Genomic DNA, 12,889 nt, shown 5'->3' on the forward strand with positions numbered 1-12,889 from the left:
TTATGCTTCTTGCAGATGTACTTTGTGAATATTGCAGATTGAATTTTGAGGAAAGGAATTAGATTGATTTAAGGGCGAGTGCCAAAAAGCTGTGCAGGGTGGGCACGCGTGGGCCTAAAAACTTGCACACCCTATCATTGAGAGAAAAGCCGCTTTAAAACTGCCAGCTTAATCTGGAAATAATCTGGCCTTCCTCATGTTTAAATCCACCCGGCATATAGAGCGCACGGTTGTATTCCAAATCAATATTAAAATCCTGCATATTTAAGCTTAAGCCCAAAGTCATTCCAGCTAAGCTTTGATAGCCAATATTAGTTTGTAAAACTCGCCCAGCATCGATGCCAATTCTTGGGCTTAAATATGCGCCCGCCAGAGGCAGGCGGGCAGATAGGGCATTGCGCCAATACCAACCTGTATCGCCCGATAAAGAATTGCGTTTAAAGCCATGGATTGCTGACTGGCTGGCCAGCTCTAATTGCTCGATGGCGGGTAGGCGATCACGGCTGCCTTGCCAGCTCCAGCTGCTTTGCAGGCTGATGGCTTGCTCTGCAATCATAAAATTGCGATAGAGCTTTATCCCCAGTTTGGCCTTGGCGAATTCCGGTGTGGGCCAGTCGGCGATGGGCCGCTCTTGATCTGCTCCAAACCAGCTGAGGCCTTTTTCCAGTGATGCATCCAGCACCCAGATGCCGCTGTCGCTGATCAGCATCTGGTTAAAACCCAGCTCCATCACGGTGAGCTTGGGGCTGCTGATATCCAGCCAGCCATCTTCAAAATAATTATCCGAGCGCTTATGACTAAGCTGCACGCTGGCCGTGCTGGTGGAGCGTTGGCTGCGGGCAAGTACCCGATCAAGGCGCACGCCGCTTTGGCTAGATTCACCTGATAGCTGCACGGCATAGATATCTAACTGCTGGGTATTTAAATATCGGGATTCACTGGCAAAGGCGCTGAGTGTCCAGTAACCATAGGGCAGGGAGTAAAACAAAGAGCTACTGCGGCTATAGCGGGTATTGGGATTATCCGTGGTGCTTTGGGTCGATAAGCTAATAAAATCAGACGCCGCAAATGGGCTATCCCAAGATGCGTTGATGCCAGCAATCCACTCGCCGGTTGATTCTTGCCCAGAGTCATTGAGCGACACGCCGCCATGCCAAGGCTGGGATTCAGGATTGCGCAGCAAGAGGATTGAGCCGCCCTGAGCTGCGCCGGGCAAAATATCGACCGTGGCATGGTTGGATTGCAAGCGATTAGCCTGATCCAGCCCCTGATCGATATCTTTAATATTCAGGGGCTGCCCGATCACATCGGGAAACAAAGTGGCCGTGTTCAGGCGGCGGTCGCTACTTTGGATTGCTTCAACATGGCCTTCTACGGCCCTCAGCGTTAGTACCCCGTCTGCATCCGGGCCGGATGCCAGAATGCGCGCGGCAATATAGCCTTTTTGCACGTAGAGCGTGGTGAGCGCCTGAATAAAGCGGTTGATATCCTGATTGCTCAGGCATTCGGCATTGGGCCGCTCTAGCGCATTCACTTCTGCATGGCTTAGCAGTGAAATACCCGCTAGTTTCAGCCCTTTGATGGCAAGGCAATCGAATTCCTGCATGGTGGAGGCGGGAGTATCTGGTAGGGGGCTGTCGTCATTTTTAAGCTGACGCATGCGGTGATCATTCACAATGCTGCGAAACCGATCCGCGTTTTCTTGCATCATGCGGCGGGATTGCTCTTCCACCGATTGCTGCATGATATGCACCGGCTTCGTATCTGCAGCTGCGCCTGCCACGCTAAAGCCGGCAAGCAGGGCAGATAAAAGAGTGCGTTGAGGATTCGTCAATGTGGGCTCTTTGCTGATTGATTCATTTTCCTTTTTTAAACTAGGCAAGTTGTAAATGAATGTCTGTACTTCATAGTGCTTAGTGGAAGATGCTAGGTGCTGCGTATTGCATGGCTGAGCAGGGGATGGGGTTTTAATCAGAAGGGGTGCGAAATGCTGTGCAGTATTGATATCAGCTAGGTTTAACGGCCAAACTTGCATGTTTTACTGGGAACCCCTTCTTAGTAAGGGATGCCCAGCTGAGCGTGAATGAAAAATCAGGCCTGCCTATGGCGCAATATGATTTTTATACAATTTATTGTATTCAGATTCACCAAAGTATTTAATATATTCCTGCGTGGCAAAGGCATCCATGGTGCCGGAAATATAATCAGTAATCAGGCGGATTCTGTTTTCCTTGCCCACGCGGTAGCGTAATTCGGCGGGGAATAATTGCAAGTCCGGATTATATTGCTCATCCGAGTAAACCTGAAACAAGCCACGAATGATATTTTCACCGCGTTTTTCATACTGCAGAATGCTTTTCTTTTTAAGTATCATTTTAGATAAAACATTCTTCAGGCCTGCTGCTAGCTTGGCGTGGTGCTGATAGCCAATTTCCTCTACACCATTATTGTTTACCACGGCAATATCTTTACACAGTGTGTTGATAATGGTGGATGTCAGTTCTTTAATAAAGATATAAGAGAATTCTTCTGAGGTGCGCATTAAATAAGCGTCCCCAGCTTCTTTCTGGCAGGATTCAATAATATCTTTAAATGTGTCATAGGCATCGCTGTATTTTTCGCTGATTTTAAAAGCGTAAAGCAGCTCACCCATATCCACCATATCGGCATTAATAGCGTCTTCTAAATCATGCGCAGCATAGGCAATTTCATCTGCAATATCCATAATTTGCGCATCTATGCTTTTGGTATCGGTAATATTATTCTTATCTAATTGCTCTTTTAAAAAACTGTAATTATCATCGTAAAGAAATTTATTCGGGTTTTCTGCCGATGTATGAAAGTATTTAATCGTGCCCCAAATCGTGCGTAGGGTTAAATTCAGGCCGGAGTAATGAATACTTTTGGTTTCTAAATTGTGCACAATTCTGAATGCCTGGGCATTGCCTTCATAGCCGCCCACATCTTTCGCCAGCAAATGCAAAACCCGCTCGCCATGGTGGCCAAATGGCGGGTTGCCAATATCATGGATCAGCGCGCAGGTTTCGGTAACGGCGGGGTGCTTCAGGCCTAAATCCATGGCAATGCTGCGGGCAATCTGTGCCACTTCTAAGCTGTGTGTCAGTCGGTTGCGGCTGAATTTAGTGTTGTTTACGCTGAGCAGCTGCATCTTGCCTTGCAGGCGTCGGAAAGATGAGCAATACAAAACGCGGGCGTAATCGCGCATATAGTTATCGCGGTCCCGGCCATCCATGCTTTTTTCGGCGTGGAAACGGTAAGCTAATTTTTCGGCTTCATTCTCTTTATGCTGAGCAAATTCCAGTGTTTCGGCTGAGTACATGGGGTTCCTGTTTTTAATCCTTTGTGAGGCATTCACAGCATTAGGTGATCTGCACTGGAGAGGGAAAATGCCCGGCTACGCCAACAGCATTTATCCATTCAGAATGATGCGTTTAAAGATGCTTTTATCTTGCAACAATGTGTTAATAAAATCCATCAGTAAATGATGGCTCAGGCCGGGGGATTCCAGGTCACTATCATCAAACCAATCTTCTGTTGCTTCTAAATGCGGGCCAATGACGCCCACTTTGCCGTGGCCGTACTTATTAATTAACGCGGCACCATTGCCGGTTTTTGTATATATAGCCCAAATATCAGCATTGGGAAGGTGTTTTAAATTGAATGCAGGGCCGGATTGAAAGTAAACGGATCGTTTTTTGTTTTTCCATTTTATTCTTTCAATTTTAGAATCCGGATCTTCCTGCTCTTCATCAACCGTGGTGGGCAATAAGCTGAAAGATTTAATCGTTTCTTTATCAACAATATGTCGGCCAGCTAGATAACCACCAGAGCATATTCCTAAATATTTACCGCCATTAAATACATAACTTTTTAGATTTTTTATTTCATTTTTACTTAAAGCGTTGATGACTTCACTTGCATCATCGCTGCCGCCCGGTTGTACATACATCGCTGTTTTTTTAAAGTTTTTTTTAGTCAGCTGGCCGGGCTTTATATATTGAGTATTAAAACCGGCTTTTGTTAATAAGCTGCTAATGGCTTCTGGGCATCCTTGGCAGGTGCCCGGGCCCTTATAGATAAGTATTTTTTGGGCTTGCGGGGATTGCGCTATTGCACCTGATGACATGGCCACAGTAATCATAAGAATGAATAAATTTATTTTAAGCACAATTAAATCCCTGTCATTGGAGATTCTTACAAGAAACATTAAAAACCAGTGATTTTTTTACTTCAATCTGAATTAGCCAGCAGCCTACTGCAGAAACGTGACACTGTCATTGGTGAAATTTGACGTTTTTTGTGGGCGGGGCAGCTTAGCCCTGTGTACCTTTATCTGTGCTTGCCTGTGTCTTTGTTTCACTGTCGTTCCACCGTATAAAGTGGCTTTTGCTGATTGGATTTGTGCCATGTCTGCCAAGCCTGTTAAAGCCATGCCCATACAATTTTATCCGCGCCTGACTAAGGGGCGGTTTAATAATTGGCGGGTGCTGATGATTGTGATTACCCAACTGATTTTCTTTGGCCTGCCTTGGCTTAACTGGCAGGGGCAGCAGGCGGTTTGGTTTGATCTGGCGCGGCAGCAGTTTTTTGTGTTTGGCTTCAATTTCTGGCCGCAGGATTTTATTTATTTAATGGCGCTGATGATGGCGGGGGCGTTTGCGCTGTTTTTCTGGAGCACGCTTTCCGGGCGTATCTGGTGTGGCTATGCCTGCCCGCAAACGGTGTATTCCACCATTATGTTGTGGATTGATCGCCTGACCGAAGGCAGCCACACGCAGCGGGCCAAGCTGGATGCAGCGCCTTGGTCGCTAGAAAAAGTGCTGCGAAAATCTAGCAAGCACGCGCTGATGCTGCTGTTCTGCTTTTGGACCGGCTTTAGTTTTGTGGGCTATTTCAGCCCGATCCGCGATATGGCGGGCGCTTTGCCAAGCTTGTCTTTTGGGCCCATCGAATGGTTATGGATTTTTAGCTATGGCAGCTTTACCTATGTGCTGGCGGGCTTGCTGCGTGAGCAGGTGTGTAAGCATATGTGCCCCTATGCGCGGTTTCAAAGTGCAATGTTTGATCAGCAAACCTTGGTGGTGGCTTACGATGCCGTGCGTGGCGAGCCGCGTGGTGCTCAACATAAAGAATCCGCGCCACAGGGCGATTGTGTGAACTGCAATATCTGTGTGCAGGTTTGCCCGGTAGGCATTGATATCCGTAAGGGGCTGCAATACGAGTGCATCGGTTGCGCCGCCTGTATTGATGCCTGTGATGTGGTGATGGATAAAATCGAAAAACCACGCGGCCTGATCCGTTTTACCAATGAGCAAAATATGCAAAAGCCCGGCGCGGTGGGCTTAAGCTGGCAGCATCTGCTGCGCCCTAAGGCGGCACTTTATGGCCTAGCTGTGGTGGTGGTATTGGGCTTGACCAGTGTTTCGCTGATGCAGCGCCAGCCGCTCAAATTAGATATCGCCAGAGACAGAAATATCCTCGCCCGAGAAACAGACCGGGGCTGGCTGGAAAACAGCTACACCCTGCAACTGGGCAACAGCTCGGCCAGCGAGCAGCATTTAGAGCTAACGGTAGAGGGCTTGCCCGGCGTAGAAATCTACAGCGACGAGCCAGTGATTGCTCTGCCCGCAGGCAGCAACCGGCAGATTACGGTAAGGCTGGAAGTCGCTAAATCTAGCGGCAGTGTGCCTATCGTCTTTACCGCCCAAAGCCGCAACCACCCCGCGTGGAAAGTTAGCGCCCCAAGCAGTTTTCTGGCTGTAAATTGAAGCCTGATTTACCAATGCTTTACACTATGGCTGAGCGGCCTGTCAGGCCGCAATCCAGCCCTGAGTGTATGAGCAAATTTCAGCAATTAATCGACTTCTTTACCCTTGCTATTGATAGGGGGGATTACCAGCTTGGTGACAAGCTGCCTTCTTTGCGCTCGGTGTGCCAAACGCATCAAGTGAGCATGACCACCGCCAAAAAAGCGTTTTATGAGCTAGAGCGGCTGGCCTATGTAGAGGCCGAGCCACGGGCGGCTTTCAGGGTGATTGTGGCGGGGCAAGGTAAAAAGGTCGATGCGCTGGCCGCTGGCGAGTTTGATCCGCTTTGCCTGTTAGAAAACGTTGCCTTGCCTTGGGGCTCGCCCTTTATCAATGCCGAGCTGCTTGATACCCGCGCCTTGAATCGGGAATTAATGCGGGCCATGGCGTCTTATCCAGAAGCGCTTAATCATCAGCCCATGCTTGGGCTAGATCAGCTACGCCGCCAGATTGCCCGCATGTATCACAGCGAAGGCGTGCATTTGCATTGGGAAAACCTGATCGTTACCTGTGGCGGTATGGAAGCCTTGTCGCTGGCGATTCAAGCCGTAGTGCAAGGAATTAGTAAGCCCTGCCTTGCCGTGGTCACACCTGCATTCCCCGGCGTGCTTAGCCTGATTCGTCAGCTAGGAATCAGCGTCGTTGAAGTCGCTTCCGAGCCTTACTTAGATCTGCCCGCGCTTGGGGCGCTCTTGCAAGAGCAAGCCATTACCGCCTTGCTGGTGATGCCTAATTTTCAGCATCCAAGCGGGCGCTGCATGCCCGAGGCAGATAAACAAGCGCTGCTCGACTTAGCCTATCAACACCAGCTGGCGATTATCGAAGACGATACCTATCGCGCCCTGCACTTTGCCGATAAAGCCCCCTTGCCGCTTAAAGCTTACGACAGGCTGGGCCTAGTGCTGCATTGCTGCTCATTCAGCAAAACCATCGCCCCCGGTTATCGGGTTGGCTGGATAGAGCCAGGCCGCTGGAGCGATCGCATCCGCGCCCTCAAGTTTTGCAGCTCACTCAGCTCGCCACTCCCCAGCCAACTGGCACTGGCCGCCTTACTCGCAGGCGATTTACATACCCGCAGCATCGCCAAACTCCGAGCCGAATTACAAAAACGTACCGACTCCATGCGCACCGACATCCTCGCCTGCTTTCCAGCTGGCACCCAGGTAGAAATCCCCGTCGGCGGCTACCTGCTATGGATCACCCTGCCGCAAGCCATAGACCTGAGCGCCCTGTTAAAAAAAGCCCTAGCCAAAGGAATCCACTTCGCCCCCGGCTGGCTCTGTTATCCCCAAGGTGGCCCGATGTGTAAGCAAATACGCCTGAATGCTAGTTTTTATTTGGGGCAGAGGGAGGAACTGGGGTGGTTGGGGGAGGGGGTGTTGATTGCGTGAAGTTGCTCTATTGTTTGTTAGTACAGGTAGCTTAGGCTAGTGATTTACCAGCCCAAAGTTGTTCTGCGCATTGAAATGTTGGGCTGATAAAACTTTGGCCCAGGCTACCGCGCTAATACTGCCAATTAGAGTGAAGGCTCTTAATCATATTTGGAGGAAGAAAACTACCAAGCACAATAAGTTTGCATTCGAGATCTGATTCAGCATACATATGAGTTGATCCTTCTAATGCTACTTTTAGATATGGCTTGCTTTCGTTAACTTTATTTGATGGAGTTGTTACCCATTTCCCTTTTTTAAATTGGCGATATTCTGCACAATTGTTATCTGAATCACATGTCCATTTTGGTGTGGCTTTAATTTTATTAAGTTGTTCCAGTATTTCTTTTTTTGAATTTTTTGATGAAAATCGCCATTCGTAGAATTCTTCTTTTCCATTTTGGACATAATGGTTCTTTGTGCTTTTAAAATGTTTTTCTGTATAGATAAGAGCAGATATTGGCCCTGTTAATGGCAGCTCCGGCGTAAATCCAGCACGTCGTGTTATTTCACTTATACCTTCGCCAAGCTCCCCTAAATCTTTTGCTGCATCGTGAGGGGCTCCAAGCTCGAAAGTTGCAAGGTCGCCGTTAGTAACCAGCTTGGCACCATTTGCTGCATCTGGATTCTTTGCTAAATACTGGCTAAAACTATCGTCACATTTCAGGAAGTTTTGCAGCAGCTCATATTCAGAGGCAATAGCGTGTGCGCTAAGGCTGATTAATAGTAAAGGGATGAACTTCATTTTTTTATCCTTGGTTTGATGGGGTAATGTGGTTTTAATTAATAATCCGGCAATTTTTATTAGGTTAAATTTTGATCAGCCCAACAATTTAAAGCTCAGAATGGTTTTTAACAGGAAAATATCGAGCCCAACATATCGCTTTCTTTAATTGTTTTTTAAAACTTTTTTTGCAGCTTTAATATAGGTTGATCTGCGGCTTATTGCTTTCCATTTGCCTGGCACATAGCGCATATATCCAAGCCACCTGTTTGTAATCGGGTCACCATGCAGGTATTGAATGATGGTCTCTAAATGTTCTTTATTCCAACCCCAAATATGATCCAGACCAACAGAGGCGGAATAGTAAGGCGGGCCAATCTGAACCACCTCAAAATAATTCAAATTCTTTTTAGAAAAATGACATTTGTTGCATTTTGCAGTGAATGATCTGTCCTCTGCTGTTCGTAGCCACCACCCTTCCGGGGTATCTGAATAGCCTTCTGAATTTACCGGGTGAGTGCAGGTAATTAACCCCCCACACTTGCACGCCAGTTCAATTAGCGGAGGAATGCGTGGGTGTGAGTAAGGTGCTGGATGTGTGCGTTTACCAAGCATTTTGACCTTTAACGGAAAAGTTAAGCCACGCCACTGCACAGCTTCGGTTTGTTAGCTTAAGCGCCAGATTAGGTATTAAGGGGCGGCGGATTAGTTTTGATAATATGCACAACTTTCAGGGATTGTGCATCCATAAACATGAAACACCTGCCGTATCGCTCTTTTTGCCAAAGTTATCAAAGACGTTTTGCCCAAAGGGAGTAATTAGTACAGTAGCTTTGGCTAAAGCTGTATTAGCTAAACATTGTATTTTGCAGATAAAACGTTGGGTTACGCCAAAGGTGCAGCGCTTTTGTCTAACCCACCCTACGAAACCATGTGATATTTGTTTTTGATATGTTTTTAAAATGAACTAGACGAATCTTTACTATTAGTCGCGATGATTGCACTGGGCTTTTAAGACTCCCCTTGAAGCACGCCGAGGCGAGGAACAAGCGGGCGGGGTTTCTTTGATACCTGTCTGAGCGAAGTGAGTTCCGCAGCTGCCGCTGTCCGCAGTAAGGGGCCTTCGTGCTGGTCGGGGCGGCCTTCTTTAGCTTCGTTTCTTGGCCGTATAAGACAGGAAGTCCCTCACGGTGGCTACCGCACCTAAATCAACGTGCTGAAGGAATAAGGTATCAGCTTTAGACTATTTGTGTTTCTATTGTATGGTCTGGATGTTTGTCGAGTGTGCGTCTATCAGGTTATTACCTCGGACAGGAGCTTGTAAAATGATGTTTTTAACCTCGCTAAGGGCGATCGTTGTTGCTGTAGTTTTGATTACCCCTTCCGTTTTCGGGGCAGAGCCTGCGCTCTTAGCTCGTACGCCATATTTGTCCGCTCCGGCTAACTTTACCTTGCCATTTTATTTATTTAACGGCCACATCTTGATCGATGGCGTGGTTAATGGCAGGGAAGGGAAGCTGATGTTTGATACGGGAACTGAATTCCCGTTTTTTTTGAATAATCACTATTTACCCTTGGGCAAAGATAAAAAAATTGGTGAGGGCCAGACCGCTTCAGGGCAGAAGATGGTGTTGTATCAACAACATCAGCCGATTAATAAAATAGATCTTGCAGGGCAGATGCAGCTTAAAAACGTACCCGCTGTTTTACACACGGATTGGCGTTTTATTGAGCAGGCTTACACGCCATATTTTTTGGGCAGCATTGGCCATGGGTTTAATCGCAATTATTTATTTGTGATTGATTATGAAGCGCAGACGCTTGCATTTCACGCGTTTAATCAGGATAAAGCCCTGCTCGCCAGTGTGGTTGATCCGGCGCGGGTTGTCGCCACCTTTGAATTTACCCCGACTGGCGTCGATGGAAAAATGCCGGAAGTCGTGCTGCACATTGGCGATCACAATATAAAAGCATCGTTTGATACCGGCAATATTGGGAGTTTGCAGCTGACTGAAGCCATGAAAAACGCGCTGCTTACCAGCGGTGAGTTGAAGCTTCAGCTTAGAGAGTTCACCTACGGCCTGCGCGAGCCGCATATGAGTGCAAATTTGCAGGGGCTTTATGAGGGTTCTACCGCTTTAGCAGGGGCTTGTAATCTGACTTTTAAAATTGGTAAAACGAATCAGATAGGATTAGGTTATCACTTTTTAAAAAACTATATTTCGGTTTGGGATTACCAAAACAGCAGGCTAACGCTACTAAAGCCTTAGAGGATGATGCTGTTCTCTAGATTATTCCCCCTCCCCAAACTGGCATCCAAAGTCAGTTTCAGGCAGACTGCCTGTTCCATTCCTGATTCCCCCGAAGTGACCCCAGCGTGAACAAATACAGCCAGATTTTCGCCGATATCGTTGCGGATATTGATAATCAGCGTTTGCAAAAAGGCGAGCGGATTCCTTCTGAATCTGAGCTGATGGATAGCTATGCGGCAAGCAGAGGTACGGTGCGTAAGGCGGTGGATCAGTTGCAGGAGCGTGGCTATGTGCAAAAAATCCACGGCAAGGGGGTGTTTGTCTTAAAGCCGGGCAATATCGAATTTCAACTCAGCGGTATTGTTAGCTTTAAAGAATCTTACGAGCGCCTAGGGCGGGCGGTGACGACGCAGATTGCTGATTTTCAATTGATTAGCGCAGATAAATTGCAGGCTAAGCTTTTGCAAGTGCCGGAAAAAACCGAGCTAGTGCGGATTAAACGGGTGCGTAATATCGATGGAGAGAATGTGATTCTGGATATTAATTATTTTGTCGCTGGGATGATACCCGGTCTTACGCCGCAAATTGCGCAGAATTCGATTTATGAATATATAGAGAAAGTGCTTAAGCTAAATATCTGCTATGCCCAGCGGGTATTTGAAGCCCAGCCCTGTATTGAGGACGATCGCCGCTATTTAGATTTAAATGGCATGGATCATGTGATTGTGGTGAAAAACCACACCCATTTCTATGATGGCCGCCAGTTTGAATACACTGAATCCCGGCACCGGCTGGATAAGTTTTTTTTCTCGGATATTGCGCGGCGTTGATCCTAGTGCGCTAGCTATTGCGTGCATATCGATCTGTATCACTTTTCTTGTTACTTCAGTGCTATAGCTTCCTCTTTTGTAAAAGGCGGATTTGTCTTTGTTTGGCTTGGCGTATTTTTGTAAAGATATGCCGTGCCAAATCCCCCCTTCCCCCTCTTTTTCAAAGGGGGGAATAAAGGCATCAAACGTCATTTCATTGCTGTAGCTTCCCCCTTTGTAAAAGGGGATTGAGGTGGATTTGCTTTTGAGTTGGCTTGGGGCTTTTTTGTAAAGATATGCCGTGCCAAATCCCCCCTTGCCCCCTTTTTCAAAGGGGGGGAATAAAGGCATCAAACGTCATTTCATTGCTGTAGCTTCCCCCTTTGTAAAAGGGGATTGAGGTGGATTTGCTTTTGAGTTGGCTTGGGGCTTTTTTGTAAAGATATGCCGTGCCAAATCCCCCCTTGCCCCCCTTTTTCAAAGGGGGGGGAATAAAGGCATCAAACGTCATTTCATCGCTGTAGCTTCCCCCTTTGGAAAAGGGGGATTGAGGGGGATTTGCCTTTGTGTGGCTTGAGACCTTTTATCTCCCCCGCTTTGGCAATAGCAATAAAGGCGCAGCAATACCAAAGGCTAGCGCTAATACAATCATGATGGCTTTTACGCCGTGCACACCGGCGGCCACTAATAAAGCAGTGCCGTCTGCTTCTGCCGACATGGTGGCGATGCCTAATAAGGCTTGTACGGATTGGTACATTGATTTGCCGGGTATCATCGGAATGGCGGCGCTAATGGCGTAAATCACGCCGGGCTGATTGTGGCGGTCTGCCCAAAGCTCGGCCACGATGCCAATTAATAGTGCCGCCAATAGCGTGCCAAATACAATATCACCATCCATGGTTAATACCAGCTTACGTACGGCATGGCCGGATACGGCCAGAATGCCGCACATCCATAATGCTTTGGGCGGCACATTAAATAAAAGTGCAAAGCCTAATGCGGCAGGCGCTGCCATCAGCTCGATTAACCAAGTTGTAGACATTTAGATTCCTAATATACGCAGTGCAAGGCTAATGCCAATGGCAATGCCCAGAACAATAACGGCGCTCATGGTAAATCTGACAATGCCATTTAAATAATTGGCATTCAGTAAATCAGATGCGCCATTAATCAAGGGCACGCCAGGAATTAAAAATAAGACCGAGGCGGCCATGGCCGTATCGGGCGTGCTGGTGAAATCTCTTAATAAGCCGGTGCAAAGCAGGGCGACAAAGCTGGCCACGCTGGCAAATACAAAGGGCTTGAAGTGCTGTAATACCAGTTGAAATCGCACCGCCATTCCCATCGTTGCGCCCAAGGTGGTAATCAAAATAGCCGCTATATCTCCGCCAAATAAAGCTGCAAATGCGCCGCAGGATAAACCCACAAATAAAGTCACCACGCTGCGCGGGTAATGGCCTTTGGCTTGAGCGATTAAATCTAAAGCGGCATGGGCCGCATCGGCATCAAGCTGGCCTTGCTCTAATGCGAATAGCCAGCCATCCAGTGAAGTCAGTAGTGAAAAATTCACCCCCATATGCGGCGCTTTTCTAAAGCCGGTTTCCCTCTCGTGCTCCCGCTCAATGGTGGCGCCAATATTGGTGGATGAAATAATCACCTCTACCTGCACCGCGCCCAGCGCCTTGGCCGTGCGCTGAATAATCAGCGAGGTGCGATGCGTGCCTGCCCCGGATTGATGGGCAAGCAGGCCTGCTTTTAAGGCCAGCGTCAGAATATCGGTCAGTGCGTAGATGGCTTTCATAGGCTCCGCGCAAGGGCAGGCAAACGTCAACAGAGCTTTCATCAT

At 47.8% G+C, this 12,889-nt stretch carries 11 protein-coding genes; 4 read left to right on the plus strand and 7 right to left on the minus strand.

Features of this window, described 5'->3' with window-relative positions:
- Positions 1-154 precede the first annotated feature (154 nt).
- The 3 genes from DYD62_RS19350 to DYD62_RS19360 all read right to left on the minus strand — a co-directional run bounded on the left by DYD62_RS19350 (position 155) and on the right by DYD62_RS19360 (position 4,189).
- The gene (locus tag DYD62_RS19350) at positions 155-1,834 is read right to left on the minus strand and encodes a ShlB/FhaC/HecB family hemolysin secretion/activation protein (RefSeq protein ID WP_165928715.1); all 1,680 of its coding nucleotides are present in this window, start codon (positions 1,832-1,834) and stop codon (positions 155-157) included.
- Positions 1,835-2,101: 267 nt separating this feature from the next.
- Positions 2,102-3,340 (minus strand): deoxyguanosinetriphosphate triphosphohydrolase family protein, encoded by a 1,239-nt coding sequence (locus tag DYD62_RS19355; RefSeq protein ID WP_115229191.1) that lies wholly within the window; start codon positions 3,338-3,340, stop codon positions 2,102-2,104.
- A gap of 90 nt (positions 3,341-3,430) precedes the next feature.
- A complete protein-coding gene (locus DYD62_RS19360; RefSeq protein ID WP_165928714.1) occupies positions 3,431-4,189 on the minus strand; it encodes a BPL-N domain-containing protein in 759 nt (252 codons plus the stop codon).
- A 238-nt stretch (positions 4,190-4,427) separates the two neighbouring features.
- Here DYD62_RS19360 and ccoG point away from each other — a divergent pair, with 238 nt between their 5' ends.
- Both ccoG and DYD62_RS19370 read left to right on the plus strand, forming a co-directional pair.
- A complete protein-coding gene (ccoG, locus tag DYD62_RS19365; protein WP_115229196.1) occupies positions 4,428-5,789 on the plus strand; it encodes a cytochrome c oxidase accessory protein CcoG in 1,362 nt (453 codons plus the stop codon).
- A 14-nt stretch (positions 5,790-5,803) separates the two neighbouring features.
- On the plus strand, positions 5,804-7,219 hold the full coding sequence (locus DYD62_RS19370; protein ID WP_115229198.1) for an aminotransferase-like domain-containing protein: 1,416 nt from the start codon (positions 5,804-5,806) through the stop codon (positions 7,217-7,219).
- A 112-nt stretch (positions 7,220-7,331) separates the two neighbouring features.
- Here DYD62_RS19370 and DYD62_RS19375 read toward each other — a convergent pair whose 3' ends face one another.
- A complete protein-coding gene (locus DYD62_RS19375) occupies positions 7,332-8,003 on the minus strand; it encodes a hypothetical protein (RefSeq protein ID WP_115229200.1) in 672 nt (223 codons plus the stop codon).
- 144 nt (positions 8,004-8,147) lie between these two features.
- Positions 8,148-8,597: a hypothetical protein gene (locus tag DYD62_RS23505; protein WP_132038682.1), complete on the minus strand. Its 450-nt coding sequence runs from the start codon at positions 8,595-8,597 to the stop codon at positions 8,148-8,150.
- A 710-nt stretch (positions 8,598-9,307) separates the two neighbouring features.
- Between DYD62_RS23505 and DYD62_RS19385 the strand changes: the two genes are divergently transcribed.
- Both DYD62_RS19385 and treR read left to right on the plus strand, forming a co-directional pair.
- Positions 9,308-10,252, plus strand: coding sequence for a hypothetical protein (locus DYD62_RS19385; protein ID WP_115229205.1), 945 nt, complete (start codon positions 9,308-9,310; stop codon positions 10,250-10,252).
- A 107-nt stretch (positions 10,253-10,359) separates the two neighbouring features.
- Complete coding sequence (treR, locus tag DYD62_RS19390) at positions 10,360-11,064, plus strand: trehalose operon repressor (RefSeq protein WP_115229207.1); 705 nt, start codon at positions 10,360-10,362, stop codon at positions 11,062-11,064.
- Positions 11,065-11,626: 562 nt separating this feature from the next.
- On the opposite strand, the gene DYD62_RS19400 is transcribed toward treR, so the two are convergent.
- Both DYD62_RS19400 and DYD62_RS19405 read right to left on the minus strand, forming a co-directional pair.
- Positions 11,627-12,085, minus strand: coding sequence for a threonine/serine exporter family protein (locus tag DYD62_RS19400; RefSeq protein ID WP_115229212.1), 459 nt, complete (start codon positions 12,083-12,085; stop codon positions 11,627-11,629).
- Positions 12,086-12,844 carry a threonine/serine exporter family protein gene (locus DYD62_RS19405; protein WP_165928712.1) on the minus strand — a complete coding sequence of 253 codons (759 nt, stop codon included), beginning with the start codon at positions 12,842-12,844 and terminating at the stop codon, positions 12,086-12,088.
- Between the last annotated feature and the right edge of the window lie 45 nt (positions 12,845-12,889).

This window comes from Iodobacter fluviatilis (genome assembly GCF_900451195.1).
In the GTDB taxonomy this organism is placed as follows: Bacteria; Pseudomonadota; Gammaproteobacteria; order Burkholderiales; family Chitinibacteraceae; genus Iodobacter; species Iodobacter fluviatilis.